We start from the raw sequence: 18,164 nt of genomic DNA, 5'->3' as shown, positions 1-18,164 counted from the left end.
TGATGAAATTGTTAAAAACGACGATCTGGGCTGTTGCGGCCTGCTTTATGTTTCAGAACTGCGCCAAGAAAGCCGACGAGAAAAAAGAAGAAGCCCCGGCACAGGAGCAAACCGCCGCCGGCCGTGAAATATGGACCAAAGAGCAAGCCAGGGAGTGGTATGCCAAACAAGGCTGGTTGGTAGGGGCCGATTTTCTGCCCAGTACGGCCATCAACCAGCTCGAAATGTTCCAGGCGGAGTCATTTGATACCGCTACGATCGATAAAGAGCTGGGCTGGGCCCAAAATATCGGCATGAACACGATGCGCGTATATTTGCATGACCTGCTTTTTCAACAAGATTCGGCAGGTTTCATCAAAAGACTGGACACCTTCCTCGATATTACCAAAAAACATAACATCAAGCCGGTATTGGTACTGTTCGATTCGTGCTGGGACCCTTTCCCGAAGCTTGGCAAGCAGCGTGATCCGAAACCGGGCGTGCATAACTCCGGCTGGGTACAGAGTCCCGGCTTCAATGCGTTGAAGGACAGTACGCAATATCCGCGTCTGGAAAGATATGTGAAAGGCACAGTTGCCGCATTTGCCGATGACGACCGCGTGCTGATGTGGGACATCTGGAACGAGCCTGATAATACCAACAACAGCCCCTATGGCAAGGTAGAACTCCCCAATAAGGTCGACTATGTGCTTCCGCTAATGGTAAAATCGTTCGAATGGGCACGTTCGGTGAACCCCTCGCAGCCTTTGACGGCCGGCGTATGGGCAGGCGACTGGTCGACGCCTCAAACTTTGAAACCGATCGAAAAAGCGCAAATCGAACAATCCGATGTGATCACATTCCATAACTACGAAAATGCGCAGGAGTTTGAGAAACGCATCAAATGGTTGCAGCAATACGATCGCCCGCTGATTTGTACGGAGTATATGTCGCGCGGTAACGGCAGCTTCTTCGAGGGATCGCTGCCGGTTGCGAAGAAATATAATGTCGGGGCAATTAACTGGGGACTCGTAGACGGTAAATCCCAAACCATTTATCCCTGGGACAGCTGGAAGAAAACCTACACCAAAGAACCCGATCTGTGGTTTCACGATATTTTCAGAAAGGATGGAACGCCTTACAGACAGGCGGAAGTTGATTTGATCAAGAAGTTGACCAGCGAAAAGAATAGCTGATATTAATGTAGAAAGAAACAGCCCGGAAATAGCTCCGGGCTGTTTTGTTACTGTTTATTTTTTGATCGATTATAGGCGGATTCCAATAGAGTTTCCAGGAAGAACCTATTTACATCTCTGCCGAGTTCTTCCGAATTGGCATATATGCCTTTGAGTGGCTGTGGTTTGAAGTCCTGTGTTTTCTTTGCTTGTGCTTTCATTTCGATGTTGGTTAAATTAAAAATCGATTGGTAACGAAGAAAAATTGATAGGGCTGATTGGGTTCAAACGGTTCGTGCTTGCCGTTATCGCTTCTGACGCCCCAAATAAGGTATTTTTCCAAAAACTTATCGAGATCTCTCGAGATCGCAATTCTGTACAATCGGGTTTTTGCGTCTGTATTTCCCGCAAATCCGACGATTGCTCTCGGATTAACAGTCGTAAAAGTTTCAATTGTCTTAAATACAGTCGCCATGGTAGGCTTCACGTCTGCATTGCTGTTGTTAATGGTCGTCGAGAGTTTCCCATCTGATTGGACCTCCACCAATGTCAATAGATACAAAAAAGGAACCTCGGTCTCTTTGTAAAGTATTGCTTTATGAGTTATCGTATATCCAATACTTAGAAAGTCAAACCGGCAACCTTCTTCAAGAACTTTGACATTATAAACAGGTTGATCCATCTCATAGTGGTGTAATACCACAACATTACGCATTTCGATCCGGCGTCTCCAAATCCGATTATCAGGCGGTTACTTTATTTCCGGGACTGCGTTCTCTGGTAAAGTTTCGCTCTTCAACCGGCGAAAATCCGGCTGAATGAATATCTTCACAGCCGAAATTCTTAACCCCAGCCTTATGAAATTAAAGTACGCTCTGATGTCGCCATGGATGCTGGCGGCGGCTATGCTTTTGCCGCTCATGGCAAGGGCGCAGAAAAAGCAACCCAAGCCGAATGTTATCTTTATCTACGCCGATGATGTCGGGTACGGCGATCTGAGCTCGTACGGTGCTACGAAAATCAGCACGCCGAATATCGACAGGCTGGGAAAAGAAGGTATCCGCTTCACCAACGCCCATGCAAGCTCTGCTACCTGTACGCCATCGAGGTTCGCGCTTATGACAGGGAAATACCCCTGGCGGCAAAAGGGGACCGGCGTGCTTCCCGGCGACGCTTCGCTGATCATCCCGACGAACCAGCTGACCTTACCCGCGATTTTTCAGAATGCCGGCTACAAAACCGGATCGGTAGGCAAGTGGCACCTTGGCTTGGGCGATACCAACAAGCAGATCAATTGGAATAAACCCATCAGCAAAGGGCCGAACGAAGTCGGTTTCGATTATGCATTCTTTTTTCCGGCGACTTCCGACCGGGTACCAACCGTTTTTATCGAAAACCACGAAGTCCAGGGACTCGACCCGGCGGATCCCATCGAAGTGGACTACTCCGGAAAGATAGGCAAGGAACCGACCGGTCTCGAAAACCCCGATTTGCTCAAACTACCCGCTTCGCCGAATCATGGACATAATAATACAATCGTCAACGGCATCGGCCGCATCGGCTGGATGACCGGAGGCAAGCAGGCGCGCTGGACGGACGAGGAAATTGCGCACGTGTTTCTGAGCAAGGCCGAACAGTTTATAGAGGATAATCACAAAAACCCGTTCTTCCTGTATTTCTCGTTGAATGACATTCACGTGCCGCGAATGCCGAGTATGCAGTTTAAAGGGAAAAGCAAAATGGGCCTCCGGGGGGATGTGATCCTGCAAATGGACTGGACAGTGGGGGAAATTTTAAAAAAACTGGACGAGCTTAAGATCGCGGACAACACGCTGGTTATTTTTTCGAGTGACAACGGCCCGGTGCTGGACGACGGCTACGCAGACCGTGCCGTGGAGCTGGCAAAAGGGCATAGTGCGGCCGGGCCGCTACGTGGGGGAAAGTACAGCGCATTCGAAGGCGGCACACGGGTACCCTGGCTGGCACGCTGGCCGCGGGGGATCAAGCCGGGCATTGTCTCCGACGCCCTGATTTGCCAGATAGACATGATGGCTTCATTTGCACATTTTCTCAATCAGAAGACCGGCAGCGAAGAAGCCGTGGACAGTTTCAATGTGATGGAAGCCATACTTGGAAAGAGCCTTACAGGACGAAGCTGGCTGATCAAGCAGGGCGGAGCATTGTCGATTACGCAGGGAAATTGGAAATACATCGAGCCGCGAGAGGGTAAAGCGGTTGCCGAGCTCACGAATATCGAAACGGGAGCCAATCCGAAACCGCAATTGTATGATCTGAGTAAGGACATCGGGGAGAAAAACAATCTGGCGGAGAAATATCCGGCCAAGGCGAAAGCGATGGCCGCGGAGCTTGAAAAGGTTCGTACAGCCGGTCGGAGCCATTGATTTTTAGTGCCGCGAGCGGCACTAAAAATTTTTACTTCTACAACCTGTTACCAATCCAAACCTTCAACGTCTAAATGCATAAACATCTAACCAGTTTATGCAAAGCAAATATCTCCTGGCATTAGCCCTGATGCTTCCGGCCCGGCCCGGTTCCGCACAGAACGTCTATTATCATCAGGATTTCAGCCAAACAACCGGCCTGATCAACCCGCAACCCGATACAGGCCAGTTCAGCCACATGATCCTTACCGCCCCGGCGCTTTCGTATTACAAATTTCACAGGGGCTATATGGAGCTCACCCGCAGCAGGCAGGATTCGGCAACGGGAGGCATTATACGCGCGTTACGTGCGACGCCTTTCACGCCTGGCCCCGAAACGCTCGTCGTAAGAATTACCCTCGGCGTGGAAGGTATACAAGCCCCGGCGTTGAATGCGATGTATTTTTATGTGGGGGAGGATTTCAACCCCGTCAACAATTCCTTTCCCGGCAACGGATTAATGTTTGCGAAATGTTCGCTGAATTTTCTGGAAGACGGCTTCAATATGAAAGACCTGGAAACGCAGCAGACCAGCAGGGCCCGTCCGCAGCGGAAGCAGGTCACCCTCACATGGGTTTTAAACAACTCGGATAAGCCGTTGCCATATCGTATCGGGCCGGCAGGCGACGAATCGGCCGCCCTTCCGGGTACCTACGACCTTTGGGTGGACGACGAGCCCGTGAGCAAAGGCAGCAAGGCCTATCCCGGCACATCGGCCTATTCCAAAACAAAGCTCTCCAATTTCGAAATGCGTTTCAGGAACGGCGTGGGCAAGATCCGGATCGATGAGATCAGCATCGACGACGGGAAACCGCAACCCGCCACGGCGAATGCGATTATAGCGCCCAATCCGGCAAGCCGCCACAGTATTGCTGTTTCGGGCAAGGGGGTGAATGCCTCGTCAGTTCGTCTTTTCGATGGCCGCGGACGTGAGCTTCCCGTCAGAACGCCCGAAACGGCTGGCCGCCTGGTGATAAACCCGCTAAGCCCGCTCGCGTCCGGCATCCACATTCTGCAATTGCAAAGTCCCGACGGGAAAAAGCAGTCATTCAGGATAATGATCGAGTAGGCATGTAATATAGGACGATTGCCGGATTGAATTAAACGAATCTTGTAAAATAAATTGAGTTTGCGGTTAACTTTGCCTTATTTAGTCGTCCTTTTCAGCCGGTTATGAAACCAGTGTCCTCTTTTACGGAAGATCGTGTGCTATGGCAGGATTTCCTGGCGGGAGAGGTACGGGCATTCGAGAAGCTCATGGCCGGGAACTTCCGGCTCCTGTTCCGGTACGGAAGCAAGTTTTCCAAAGATCGCGAACTGGTGAAGGATAGTATTCAGGACCTTTTTCTGGTGCTATGGGAAAAAAGGGGCAACCTTAATCCCGACGCGGCCGTAAAGCCTTATCTCATGGCTTCGCTCCGGAGGCTCATGCACCGGCAGGTATCCTCGCGCGCCTGGGTGGGCGGGGAGGTTTTCCAGGAGGAGGACGACTATTTCGATATCGAATTTTCGGTAGAAGAGGAATACATTGCGAACGAAGCTACCGTGGCAAGGACGCGGCAGTTACAAAACCTGCTGAATGCGCTACCACGGCGGCAGAAGGAAGTCGTATATCTCAAATTTTTTCAGGAACTCAGCCGGGAGCAGATCGCCGAGGTAATGGCGGTGTCGCCGCAGACGGTTTCCAATTTACTCCAGATCGCGATCCGGCACCTGAGAACGCATTGGAAAGCCGAATTCCTTATATTTTTTCTATTGCATTTTCTGTTCTAACTGCCAGACCGTCAGCTTGTCTTTCCGGTTTTATTCTTTTTTGAAGAAATAATTTAAAATTTATTGGTATGCGGTTCCCGGTTTTGTCTATACCCGTTTAGACACAACAAACCGGTATGGATCGCTACAACGACTTTTCTGTTGAAGACTTTGTCTGGGACGATTTCTTTCGTCAATGGGCATTGTCGCCTACCCCTGAAACCCACGCGCTTTGGGACGACTGGATCGACGCCAACCCCGAAATGCTCGAAAAAGTGGAACAGGCGAAGGCCATTGTGCTTTCCCTGCGCCTGCACGAGCCCGAGATCGACGACGCGGAGATCAACCAGGTTGTGAAAAAGACAGTGGGCCGCATTACGGAAGCAGGTGAGGAGAATATCCGGCAGCCGGGCCGCCGGATACCGGTATTTTCTATTCCCTGGATGCAGTTCGCGGCTTCCGTGGCATTCATCGTGCTGCTGGGCTGGGCGGTGTATGCGGTGATGATCAAAGGGGACGAAAAACCGCAGTCCGCGCAAGGGGATACCGTCATCGAGCATCATGAATCATTTATTGAGAAGGTTAATACAACCAGTGAAACCTTGCAGCTCGCATTGAGCGACGGCAGCCGCATCAGCCTCGCGCCGAAAGGACGCGTCCGTTACCCCGAACGGTTCGATGGTCAGCGCCGGGAGGTGCTTCTTGAAGGAGAGGCGTTTTTCGATGTCGCAAAAGATCCCGAACATCCGTTTCTGGTGTATGCCAATGGGTTGGTCACCAAGGTATTAGGTACCAGTTTTCGAATAAAGGCTTATGGCGACTCCCGTGAAGTGACTGTCGAGGTCAAAACCGGGAAAGTGTCGGTGTTCGCGCAATCCGACCCGCATTTGAAGGAAAAAGTGGAAGACAGGCAGTTCCAGGGCGTCGTGCTGACTCCCAACCAGAAGATTATCTATGCCCGCAATAAAGTCAAAATGGTGAAAACGCTGGTGGAAAGGCCCGAAATAGTGGTCTCGAAAGCCGAAACCCCGCAATTTGAGTTCGAAGACACGCCCGCGAGCGAGGTTTTCGATACCATCGCCAGAGCGTACGGGATCGATATACTTTACGACGAGGCATTGCTGAAAGACTGCCCGCTTACCGCGCATCTCGATAACCAGACGCTTCACGAAAAGCTGGACATTATTTGCAAGGCGGTCGAATCCAGTTACGAGATCGTCGACGGCCAGGTGATCATCCATAGCAAAGGATGCAGGAATTAATCAATCACGTAACCCTTTAAACCAGAAGAAAAAAACAGAAAGCTAATCCAGAAAAGAAGAGCCGGCGATGTTCCCGCATCACCGGCTCGGAGAATATCCCTGAAAGGTTCATCGCCATTATCCTCCCGGGAGGGGGAGGCAGGGATCGTTTTGCCAAATTTCCTATTCTACAAAACAATCAAATCTATGAAAAAACCTTTAAAGTACCGTAGGGTATTACTGTGGACCATGCGAATGACTGCAACTCAATTCATGCTTGCCCTTGTGTTCATAGCGACAGGTTACGCGCGGGAAGGTAGCGCGCAATCCCTTCTCAGCCAGAAGGTTTCGGTGACGGCGAATGGTAGCGAAGTGAAGAAAGTCCTGAGCCAGGTGGAAAAGCAGGTCGATGTGCGGTTTGTTTTCAGTTCCAAACTGATCAAGTCGGCCCGGAAAGTGACGGTTTCGCTGAAAGACAAACCCTTGTATGAAGCGTTGGATCATATTCTGACCCCGCTGGGGCTGGATTACGAAGTTTCGGGCAAGATCATTATCCTTCGAAGAATAGAAACCGTCACACCGGGGGCGCCGGCCGCGCCGGGAGCACCCGCGAATGCACCGAAACGAACGGTTTCCGGTAAAGTGCTGGATGGAGAGTCCAATACCGGTCTGCCTGGCGTGAGCATCGTTTTAAAAGGAACGCAAACAGGTACTACCACTAACCCCGACGGCAATTTTGAATTGGAAATTCCCGAAGCCAACGCTCCCAACGCGGTCCTGGTTTTCAGTTTTGTCGGCTATAAGTCGCAGGAAATTGTGCTGGGTAGCCAAACTGCCCTGACGATCAGTATGATGCTGGAAGATAAATCGTTGCAGGAAATTGTGGTGATCGGTTACGGCCAGATCAGGAAAAGCGATTTGACCGGCTCGGTTTCATCTATCAAGTCGACCGAACTGAATGCCTATCCGGCTACGAACCTTATGCAATCGCTGGCCGGCCGTGCGGCGGGGGTGTATGTTTCGCAGAATACCGGTGCGCCCGGCAGCCCCATCAGCGTGCGCGTGCGGGGAACTAATTCCATTCAGGGAAGCAACGAGCCGTTGTATGTGGTCGATGGCTTTCCTTATTCCGGTAATCCCACTTTGCTGAACAATGCGGACATCGAGTCGATCGAGGTGTTGAAAGACGCTTCTGCAACCGCGATCTACGGTTCGCGCGGCGCGAACGGCGTGGTGCTGATTACGACCAAAAAAGGGAAAGCCGGGCGTGTAAGCGTGGATTATGACGGTTATTACGGAGTTCAGACCATCCGGAAGAAGCTCGACCTCATGAATGCGACCGAGTATGCCAATTTCTACAATGAGCAAGCTGCAAACGACGGATTGCCACCGCATTTTACTCCCGATCAGATAGCCGGCTTCGGAAAAGGGACCGACTGGCAGGATTTGGTATTTCAAAAAGCCCCGGTGCAAAATCATGCATTAACAGTCAGCGGCGGAAACGAAAAGACCAGATTTTCGGTGGCGGCGAGCAATTTCAGTCAGGACGGTATCGTCGTAGGCAGCGATTATGTAAGAAATGCATTACGCATCAACCTGAGTTCGGATATTGGCAAGAAATTCAAGTTCGACCTGAGTTCCCTGCTCAGCCGCATCGATTCGGATCGTAAGAACTCCGAAAAAGGCAACCGCGGAGGAACGCTGATGTCGGCGATGTTATCCGGCTATCCGACCATTCCCGCTACGCTTCCGGACGGCAGCTATTCACGCCTGGCGGAGGCTTACGCCTGGGGTTCGAACGTGATCACCAATCCGCTGAACTTTTTGTATCAATTCTCGGATGTGATCCGCTCCAATAAGATACTGACCAATGGTGCTATCACATTTGAGCCGGTTAAGGGGCTAACGATCAAGACACTGGCAGGTATCGAAAGCACCGACGACCGGACGGACACCTACACCACGACCAAATTCGTGAATTCGAAAGGCAGCGCCATCATCGAAACGCAGCGTGCGGCAAGCATCCTGAGCGAAAACACGGTCAGTTATATTAAGGAATTCGGTAAGCACAACGTTTCGGCGGTGGCCGGTTTTACCTACCAGAACTATGTGCTCAACTCACTCAGAGCCAGCGGAAGTGGTTTTATCAGCGACAACCAGGAAACGCATGATATCGGCGCGGCCGCAACGCAGGGCGTGCCGACGTCGGGCTACCAGAAATGGGCATTGCTCTCCTATCTCGCACGGGTCAATTATACTTTTAACAATAAAATCCTCGCAACGGCCAGCTTCCGGGCGGACGGCTCCTCGCGGTACAGCGAAGGACAAAAATGGGGCTTTTTCCCATCCGGCGCACTGGCCTGGCGGATGTCGGAAGAGGAGTTTATTAAAAATATCCCATTCATTTCGGATTTGAAGATCAGGGCCGGGTACGGCGAAACGGGTAATACCTCTATTCAGCCGTACTTTACGCTGAACCAATTGGCCTCCGGCCAGGTGGTGTTCGGAGATGCCTTCATGACGTCCTATTCGCCTACAAACCGGCTCGCGGGTTCGCTGAGATGGGAAACTACCGCTCAAACCGATTTCGGTATCGACCTCGGCCTTTGGAATAACCGTGTCAACCTTACGGCCGATTATTATATCAAGAACACCCGCGACCTGCTGAACAACGTCGCTTTGCCGTCGTCGCTTGGCTACACTTATACCGTGCAGAATGTCGGAAAAATTCAAAATAAAGGTTTCGAACTCGGGATCAATGCGGCCGTTCTGGAAGGTACGTTCAAGTGGAACGTGGCGACGAACCTGTCCATTAACCGAAACAAGGTTGTGAAGCTGTACGGCGGAAATGACATCCTAGGCCAGACGATCGGGGCAGCGGTGAACGACAACGTCAATATCCTCCGCGAAGGATATCCGCTGGGGTCTTTCTATGGTTATGTGGAAAAAGGGTACGATGAAAAAGGCTTTATCGCCTACGAAGATTATAACAACAACGGCAGCCGCGATGCAGACGACAAGCGGATTATCGGCAACCCCAATCCCAAGTTTACCTATGGTTTGAATTCCAATATGTCGTTCAAAAATTTCGAACTGACATTGTTTATCCAGGGCTCGCAGGGTAACGATATCTTCAACCTGAGCGCGCAAGGGCAGGGTTACGACTACGGGCAGGCATTGAATATGCCGAGGGAAGTGTACCTCGATCACTGGACGCCGCAGAATACCGATGCCAAATACCCGATCATTAAAACATCCTCTCAGGCGCAAATGTCGGACCGGTTCGTGGAAGACGGCTCTTATCTCAGGTTTAAGAACATTCAGCTGAGCTACAATCTGCCGGTTACCAAACTGCATATCAAATGGATGAAATACGGCCAGCTTTACGTAAGCGGACAAAACCTGATCACATTCACGAAGTACTCGTGGTACGATCCCGAGGTAAACTCTTACGGAGGCGGGAATTCTATCGTGCAGGGTGTGGATCACTACGTATATCCCGTAGCCAAAACAACCACGGTAGGTCTCAGGATAGGGTTTTAAGGTCAGTTTCAAATAACCGGTTAAAGAATTTAAGATATGAAAAAGATATTCACCAGTTTGTTTCTGGCGGCGGTTTGCATGGGATGTTCCGATATCCTGGAAGAGAAACCCAAATCGCTGGCTTCTGAAAATTTTTATAACACCGCCGCGGAGGCCAAAGCGGCTGTGAACGCTATTTATGGCCCCATGCGGACGGACGCGGCACTGTCGACCAATTACCCGGCGCAGCTCGAAGGGATGGCCGATTATGGCAATTCGCGAGGCACGCAAACGCCCGTGAGCTTGTACCAGGGGCTCGATAATACGAATATCAACCGCGTGGCGACGATTTGGGACAATTTCTACCAATCTATCCGGAATGCCAATCTGGTCATCGCCAACGTGCCGAAAGGAACGGGTATGACGGACGCGGAGAAGGCCCAGTTCGTGGCGGAAGCAAAATACATGCGCGCGCTCATCTATTTCGCGATGGTGCGCAACTGGGCAGGCGTTCCCCTGCGTACCGAAGAAAATATGACGGTGGCGGACGTTCCCAGGGCCAGTATTGCGGATGTTTATAAGCTGATCGTCGCCGATGCGCTGGCGGCTGAGAGCGGGCTCCCCGACAACCCGGCTGAAATAGGTCGCCCCACAAAATGGGCTGCAAAAACGCTGCTCTCGGAAGTTTACATGTATCTGGAACAATGGGAGCAATCGAGCGCCAAAGCGAAGGAGGTGATCGATTCCAAAAAGTATTCGCTCGTTGCGGTGAGCACGTCCGAGGATTTCCAGAAGATCTATGGGCCCGAAGTTGTGAATACGCCGGAGGAGATCTTTTATTTTAAATATTCGCGTCAGCAGGGATTCGGTCTGGTGAGTTATGCGCACCGGAAAACGGCCCAGTATAATTACTATGGCCCGGGCGGTGTGTACGCGCAATACACCGATTCGGTTTCGAACCCGGTGATCAAAAACTGGGATTTTAAAGATTTGCGTAAAAATCACATTCTCTACAATGTCGACATTGGTCTTGGCACCACATCCATGTTATACAGAAAATACCGCGATCCATTGGCTACGGGAGGTGCCGGTAACGACTACCCCTGGTACCGCTACGCCGACCTGCTCCTTTTCCACGCCGAAGCCGACGCCCGTGCCAACGGCAAACCCACCGCAGAAGCACTTGAAAGCCTGAACAAAGTGCATCGCCGCGCCTACGGAAAACCGGCCGAGGCAGCTTCGTCCGTCGATTTCAAGCTGGCCGATTTTACGTTACAAAGCTTTATCGATAAGGTGGTGCAGGAAAGAGGCTATGAAACGATGTACGAAGGCAAGCGCTGGAACGATTTGAAGCGGTTGGGCATCGCCAAGCAGCGCATTCTGGAAGTAAAGAATATCGTGGTGGCTGAGAAACACATGCTGTGGCCGATCCCGAATTCGGAGATTTTGTACAACAAAGCCATTACCGCCAAGGATCAGAATCCGGGTTACTAAGTATTTCGTAATCAATTAAAAACAATGAGAAATAAGATAGCAATTGCGCAGATCGCCTGTGTTTTAGCATTTCTGTTGTCGGGGTTCCGGGAGCCGGAAACTCGATGGCCGGAGGAGCAGCCTGGCACCGGTATCCTTGCGGCAGCGCCGGAGCAGGTGGAGGTCTGCATTTACGGCGCGACCTCCGCCGGGGTGATCGCGGCATATACCGCGAAAAAGATGGGCAAATCCGTCGTACTGATCGAACCGGGCGGGCACCTGGGAGGCATGACCTCCGGTGGCCTGGGCTATACGGATATCGGGAATAAATATGCCATTACCGGCCTGTCGAGGGATTTCTACCGACGCATCGGCACGCATTATGGGAAATTCGAGCAATGGACATTCGAGCCGAAGGTTGCCAAAAGGTATTTGCAGCAATACCTGGACGAAGCCGGAATCAAGGTAATTTACCAAAACCGGGTAATCAGCGCCAGCAAATCGGGTACCGAAATCAAGTCCATTGTTTTGGAAAACAGCCTTAAACCCGATGCTGCGACGAACCGTACCGTCTCTGCGAAGGTCTTTCTGGACTGCACCTACGAAGGCGACCTCATGGCCCGGGCGGGTGTTTCGTACGCCGTTGGCCGGGAAGCGAACAGCGACTATAATGAGACGATCAACGGTGTGCAACTGATGAAAGGGCACCAGCTCCCCGATGGGATCGATCCTTATAAAATCGAAGGAAAACCCGAAAGCGGCCTGCTGTGGGGTATTTCTCCGGCTAAACTGGAACCCAACGGGACCGGCGACAAAAAAGTGCAGGCGTACAACTACCGCATTTGCCTTACTTCCGACCCCGCCAATATGGTGCCCATCACCAAACCGGAGGGTTACGATCCGGGCCATTTTGAACTGCTGGCGCGCCTGATCGCAAAGCAGCCCGAAAAAAAGGCATTGAACGATTACTTCATCTGGAGTAAAATGCCGAACAACAAAACGGATATTAACAACCGGAATGGCTTCTCGACGGACATGATCGGAATGAACTACGAATATCCCGATGCCGATTATGCCAGGCGCGAAAAGATCGTCAAGGCGCACGAAACCTACACCAAGGGCTTGCTCTATTTCTTCGGCCACGACCCGCGCGTGCCCGTGGAGCTGCGCGAGGCGATGTTGAAATGGGGTTATCCCAAAGACGAATACGTCGAAACAGGTAACTGGTCGCCGCAGCTGTATGTGCGCGAGGCGCGCCGGATGATCGGCAGCTATGTGATGACGCAGGCCAATTGCGAGGGAAAAGAAGTTGTGAAAGATGGCGTCGGCATGGCGGCTTATACGATGGACTCGCACAACATTCAGCGTATTGTGGTGAATGGCATGGCGAAAAACGAAGGTAATGTGGAGGTCGGAGGCTTCGGGCCTTACCCGATCTCTTACCGCTCGCTGGTGCCCAAGGAGAAGGAGTGTACCAATTTGCTGGTGCCGGTGTGCCTCTCGGCGACACACATTGCCTATGGTTCGATCCGCATGGAACCCGTGTTTATGGTACTCGCCCAGTCGTCCGCCATTGCAGCGGCGATGGCAATCGATTCCCGAAAGAGCGTACAGCAAATCGACGTTTCGAAATTGCAGGCGAAACTGAAAGCCGATCCGCTGGTGAACGGCCGGACGCCCGAAATCCTGGTCGATAATGAGGATGGTAAGCACGTTTCCGTCAAGGGGAACTGGAAATCGGTCAAAAAAGGCGGCTACGGCCCGTCATTCCTGACTTTCGGAGGCGACAAAAATGGCGGCTCGGTGACTTTTACGCCCGAAATTCCCGTTTCCGGCGACTACCAGATCTACGTGTACTTCCCGAAGGTGGCTAAACCGGCTTCCGAAATAAGGCTTTCCGTCCAATCGGGCAGTGAAACTAGGAACCTTTCGGTGCTTGAAAAAGACATTGTGGTAGAAGGCCAGACTTCCGGCGAATGGTACCATGTCGGTAAATTCAATTTGCCCAAAGGTAACGCATCGGCAGTCAGCATTTCGTCGGAAGGCGCATCGGGCGCCGTCGTAGCGGATGCCGTTCTATTCGTGCCGGAGGTAAAATAATTGGTTTTTCGGTTATCGATATTTCAAATCCTAAATCAGACATTAATGAGAAAATTACGCTTACTGGTTGCAATCTTCATTTCCCAGGTAATACCCGGGGCACTTTTCGCACAATCGTATGAAGCCGACGTGATCGTTTACGGCGGCACTTGTGCGGCTGTTACGGCGGCGGTGCAGGTGGTCAGATCGGGCAAAACGGTGCTCGTCGTTTCGCCCGACAAGCATTTGGGCGGGCTTTCGTCGGGCGGCCTTGGATTCACCGATACCGGCAACAAATCGGTGATCGGCGGATTGGCGCGCGAGTTTTATCATCGCGTTTACCTGCATTACGACAAACCCGAGGGCTGGCATTGGCAGAAAAAAGAAGAATATGGCAACAAGGGCCAGGGTACCGTGGCTATGGATGGCGCCGAGCGCACCATGTGGATCTTCGAACCACACGTGGCGGAGCAGGTCTTCGAGGATTTTGTGAAAGAAAACAATATCAAGGTCTATCGCGACGAATGGCTCGATCGCAGTAAAAGCGGCGTTCAGAAAAGCAACGGTCGCATTGCCTCTTTTAAAACTTTAAGCGGCAAGACATTCAAAGGCAAGATGTTCATCGACGCTACCTATGAGGGCGACCTCATGGCGGCGGCGGGCGTAAAATACCACGTGGGGCGCGAAGCCAACAGCGTTTATAACGAGCAATGGAACGGTATCCAGGCGGGCGTTTTCCAGCACAGGCATTATTTCGCGAAAAACATCAGCCCTTATAAAGTAGAAGGTGACCCCAAAAGCGGTTTGCTGCCTTATGTTTCGGGCGAGAAAATCGGTAAGAATGGGGAGGGGGACAACAAAATTCAGGCATATTGCTTCCGTATGTGCCTCTCGTCGCACCCCGACAACCGCATTCCGTTCGCGAAACCGGAAGGTTACGACCCGGGTAAGTACGAGTTGCTCGCACGCGTGTACAAGGCTGGCTGGACCGAAACATTCGACAAATACGACCCTATCCCCAACCGCAAAACCGACACCAACAACCACGGCCCGTTCAGCACCGACTTCATCGGGCAGAACTACGATTACCCCGATGCTTCCTACGAGCGCCGCAAGGAGATCATCAAAGAGCATGAGCTGTACCAGAAAGGCCTGATGTACTTCCTGGCCAATGACCCCGCGGTGCCGGCGGACGTCCGCGCGAAAATGAACGAGTGGGGGCTGCCGAAGGACGAATTCAAGGACAACGGCGGATGGCCGCACCAGATTTACGTCCGCGAGGCGCGCAGGATGCTCGGGCAGAGCGTGATGACCGAAAACGAGACCCTCGGCAAAAAGCCCGTCGAGCAATCGGTGGGAATGGGCTCGTATTCGCTCGATGCGCACAATGCGCAGCGCTATGTGAAGGAGGATGGTTTCGTGCAGAACGAAGGCGATATCGGCGTACATCCGAAACAGCCTTACGGCATTTCCTACGGTTCCATCATCCCGAAAAAGGCAGAATGTGAAAACCTGCTGGTACCGGTTTGCGTTTCGGCTTCGCACATTGCCTACGGCTCTATCCGGATGGAGCCGGTTTTCATGATTCTCGGGCAAAGCGCCGCCACGGCTGCCGTGCAGGCGATCGACGCCAAAGTGGCCGTTCAGGATGTGGATTACGGGAAGCTGAAAGCCCGGTTGCTGAAAGACAAACAGAAGCTGGAACTCTGAGGCGGCGCGACCGGTCACTCAGTTGGCCTACCGGTCACTCGGAAATGCGTCGGGATGGATTAGTAAGGGCTTAATTTTGTGGTTATTAATCACAAAAAAGCAACCATGAAAACACCATCCATGAAAAATCTGGCGAATTACCTGATGTTATTCGTATGCGCGGCAACAATGCTGGCTTGCAGCAAAGATTCCGACGATCCGGCTCCCCAAACGCCTTCCGGCAATGCCGTGGAAGGCACCTGGAAAATCAAGGCAATGACGGTGGACCCGGCCCAGAACGGCATTTCCGACGTGCTCGCGTTCTACGAAGCGCTTACCGATAAGAAATGCTTGTCGGAAACCGAGCTCACTTTCAAAAGCAATGGTACAATCGGCGCGAAAGTACCGATCGGCTGCGACGATGTGCTCGACGAAGCGGATATTGTCGACGATGCCTCCAAATGGGCGGTTAAAGACAAGAAAATAGTGCTCACCGAAGGCACGGACGTCACAGAATTTGACCTTGAAACCGGTGCGACCGAAATGAAATGGTCGACAACGGAGGAAGAAGACGGCGTCAAATATAAAATGACCATCGTATTCAAGAAGATATAGACAATGAAAGCAAGAGAAAGTCAATATTCTGTAAAACAAAACTTTCTCTTTGAATTTTATAAATTTGCCAACGAATAGCCGGGCTTATGTCCGGCTATTTGCATAATATTGTACGTTATTCCGATGAAACCCATACAAAACCAAATGTCATCCGTTTCCGCAACGCGCTCAGATGCTTCCTACCTTTTCAGTGCTCCCGTTATAGTCGCTGCCCTTGGTTATTTTGTTGATATTTACGATTTGCTCCTTTTCGGGATCGTCCGGCTGCCCAGCCTGGCCGCATTAGGGCTCTCGGAAGCGGATATTTCCATTACCGGCGCCAGTATTCTGAACTGGCAGATGACGGGGCTGTTGCTCGGCGGTATCCTCTGGGGTGTTTTGGGGGATAAAAAGGGCCGGCTTTCCGTACTTTTTGGCTCCATTATCACCTATTCGCTTGCTAATATCGCCTGCGGTTTTGTGCAGGACGTTACGGTTTACAAGTTACTCCGTTTTATCGCGGGCGTCGGTCTGGCGGGCGAGCTGGGCGCGGGCATTACATTGGTGTCGGAAATCCTCCCCAAGCATTTGCGTGCGATCGGAACGTCGCTGGTCGCCGGCATCGGTTTGCTCGGTGCTGTGGTAGCCTATTTTACGGTCGAGTTTTTCAACTGGCGGTACGCCTATTTTATCGGCGGCGGACTGGGAATTTCGCTGCTGCTTCTGCGGATCGGCGTGTTCGAATCGGGGATTTTCAAGGATATTAAAGAAAAGGAGCATGTCGAAAAAGGTAACTTTTTCGCGTTGTTCAATAACCGGGACCGGCTTGGGCGCTACCTGCGGTGCATCGGTATCGGGCTGCCTACATGGTTTGTGATCGGTATTCTGGCCACATTCAGCAACGAGTTCGGTAAGGCCCTGGGCATCGACGAGCCCATCAAACCCGGCCTTTCGATTATGTGGTGCTATGTTGGCCTTTCGGCGGGCGATCTTTGCAGCGGGTTCATCAGTCACTGGCTCGAATCGCGTAAAAAGGCGGTCTTTTATTTAATGATTTTTACATTGATCGGCAGCATTGTCTACCTGTTCGCGGGTATCAAATCGGCTTCGCTGTTCTACCTCGTGGCTACGTTGCTCGGATTCGGAATCGGTTACTGGGCTATGTTCGTGACCATCGGCGCAGAGCAGTTCGGGACCAACCTGCGTGCTACGGCCGCCACTACCGTTCCCAATATGGTGCGTGGGACCGTAGTAGGAATGACTACATTATTTGCTATTTTTAAAGATTCTTTTACCGTCATTCAGGCCGGGGCGCTCGTGGGGCTGATCTGTTTTGCAATAGGTATCTTCTGCATTCTCACAATCCCCGAAACGCATGGCCGCGATCTGGACTTTTTGGAAGAGTGACGGTTGGGACGGGGGGAGTCATGTGTGGTCAAGAGCAGTCAGGAATAGTCAGGCGTGGTCAGGAATAGTCAGGTTTCGTCATGGGGGCCAATGGTAGTCAGAGAAAGTAGAAATTCTTACGATTTCCAGTTGAAGCCAATCCCAGACAACACATGACAATCCCTGACAACACATGACAAACGACCATCATCGACAAAAACAGCATAGTTAAAGACGTTTAAACAAAATAGAAACGAAAATGGAAAGACGCGTTGCGCTTAAGAATATGGCAGTTGCCATGGGCGCCATGGCGGGTTTGCCTGCGTGGGCATCCGGTTGGAACAAAAGTGCGGTAGCGAAGAGCGGGTTGCTTTCGGCAGACCAGTCCAAAAACCTCACGATGATCGTCGAAACCATTATCCCCAAAACCGATACGCCGGGCGCGGGTGAGTTGGGGGTAGGTGATTTTGTGCAAAAGATGGTTAAGGATTGCTACGACGCCAAAGCGCAGGCCAGCCTTTCAAGCGGCATTTCGAACATCGACGAGCAGAGCGTGCAGCGTTTCGGCAAGTCGTTCGCGGATGCAAACAAGGAGCAGCGCCTCCAAATCCTGACGGAGATCGAAAAAGGCGGCGACGCGGCTCAGAAAGGATTTTTCAGTATGGTCAAAAACCTCACGATCCAGGGATATATGACCTCGGAATATGTGATGACCAACATTACCCATTACGAAATGATCCCCGCCCGTTACCACGGGTGTGTACCTGTTAAAAAGGGATAGGTGGAGGGATGGAGGAAGGGGAGCAAGGGCTTTAAAAATCCCTGCTCCCTTT

13 protein-coding genes are annotated in these 18,164 nt (G+C 51.7%); 12 read left to right on the top strand and 1 reads right to left on the bottom strand.

Annotated elements, in window-relative coordinates; translation table 11 throughout:
• Positions 1 to 2 precede the first annotated feature (2 nt).
• Positions 3 to 1,175 carry a cellulase family glycosylhydrolase gene (locus tag ABV298_RS08940; RefSeq protein ID WP_353721796.1) on the top strand — a complete coding sequence of 391 codons (1,173 nt, stop codon included), beginning with the start codon at positions 3 to 5 and terminating at the stop codon, positions 1,173 to 1,175.
• A gap of 211 nt (positions 1,176 to 1,386) precedes the next feature.
• Here the strand turns inward: ABV298_RS08940 and ABV298_RS08935 are convergent, their stop codons facing one another.
• Complete coding sequence (locus ABV298_RS08935; RefSeq protein ID WP_353721795.1) at positions 1,387 to 1,836, bottom strand: hypothetical protein; 450 nt, start codon at positions 1,834 to 1,836, stop codon at positions 1,387 to 1,389.
• A gap of 175 nt (positions 1,837 to 2,011) precedes the next feature.
• On the opposite strand from ABV298_RS08935, the gene ABV298_RS08930 reads away from it, so the two are divergent.
• The 11 genes from ABV298_RS08930 to ABV298_RS08880 all read left to right on the top strand — a co-directional run bounded on the left by ABV298_RS08930 (position 2,012) and on the right by ABV298_RS08880 (position 18,112).
• A complete protein-coding gene (locus ABV298_RS08930) occupies positions 2,012 to 3,556 on the top strand; it encodes an arylsulfatase (protein WP_353721794.1) in 1,545 nt (514 codons plus the stop codon).
• A gap of 97 nt (positions 3,557 to 3,653) precedes the next feature.
• The gene (locus tag ABV298_RS08925; protein ID WP_353721793.1) at positions 3,654 to 4,664 is read left to right on the top strand and encodes a T9SS type A sorting domain-containing protein; all 1,011 of its coding nucleotides are present in this window, start codon (positions 3,654 to 3,656) and stop codon (positions 4,662 to 4,664) included.
• A gap of 104 nt (positions 4,665 to 4,768) precedes the next feature.
• On the top strand, positions 4,769 to 5,368 hold the full coding sequence (locus tag ABV298_RS08920) for a sigma-70 family RNA polymerase sigma factor (protein ID WP_353721792.1): 600 nt from the start codon (positions 4,769 to 4,771) through the stop codon (positions 5,366 to 5,368).
• Positions 5,369 to 5,484: 116 nt separating this feature from the next.
• The gene (locus tag ABV298_RS08915; RefSeq protein WP_353721791.1) at positions 5,485 to 6,609 is read left to right on the top strand and encodes a FecR domain-containing protein; all 1,125 of its coding nucleotides are present in this window, start codon (positions 5,485 to 5,487) and stop codon (positions 6,607 to 6,609) included.
• A gap of 186 nt (positions 6,610 to 6,795) precedes the next feature.
• A complete protein-coding gene (locus tag ABV298_RS08910) occupies positions 6,796 to 10,131 on the top strand; it encodes a TonB-dependent receptor (RefSeq protein ID WP_353721790.1) in 3,336 nt (1,111 codons plus the stop codon).
• Between the two features lie 36 nt (positions 10,132 to 10,167).
• Entirely contained in the window at positions 10,168 to 11,604 is a 1,437-nt protein-coding gene (locus tag ABV298_RS08905) for a RagB/SusD family nutrient uptake outer membrane protein (protein WP_353721789.1), read from the top strand.
• Positions 11,605 to 11,628: 24 nt separating this feature from the next.
• A complete protein-coding gene (locus ABV298_RS08900; RefSeq protein WP_353721788.1) occupies positions 11,629 to 13,683 on the top strand; it encodes an FAD-dependent oxidoreductase in 2,055 nt (684 codons plus the stop codon).
• A gap of 45 nt (positions 13,684 to 13,728) precedes the next feature.
• Entirely contained in the window at positions 13,729 to 15,372 is a 1,644-nt protein-coding gene (locus ABV298_RS08895; RefSeq protein WP_353721787.1) for an FAD-dependent oxidoreductase, read from the top strand.
• A 105-nt stretch (positions 15,373 to 15,477) separates the two neighbouring features.
• The gene (locus tag ABV298_RS08890) at positions 15,478 to 15,966 is read left to right on the top strand and encodes a lipocalin family protein (protein ID WP_353721786.1); all 489 of its coding nucleotides are present in this window, start codon (positions 15,478 to 15,480) and stop codon (positions 15,964 to 15,966) included.
• Positions 15,967 to 16,110: 144 nt separating this feature from the next.
• A complete protein-coding gene (locus ABV298_RS08885) occupies positions 16,111 to 17,352 on the top strand; it encodes an MFS transporter (protein ID WP_353721785.1) in 1,242 nt (413 codons plus the stop codon).
• Positions 17,353 to 17,590: 238 nt separating this feature from the next.
• The gene (locus ABV298_RS08880; protein ID WP_353721784.1) at positions 17,591 to 18,112 is read left to right on the top strand and encodes a gluconate 2-dehydrogenase subunit 3 family protein; all 522 of its coding nucleotides are present in this window, start codon (positions 17,591 to 17,593) and stop codon (positions 18,110 to 18,112) included.
• The last annotated feature ends 52 nt before the right edge of the window (positions 18,113 to 18,164 follow it).

Origin of the sequence: Dyadobacter sp. 676 (genome assembly GCF_040448675.1) — a bacterium.
Lineage (GTDB): Bacteria > Bacteroidota > Bacteroidia > Cytophagales > Spirosomataceae > Dyadobacter.
This window is presented reverse-complemented; position numbering and strand designations above follow the sequence as displayed.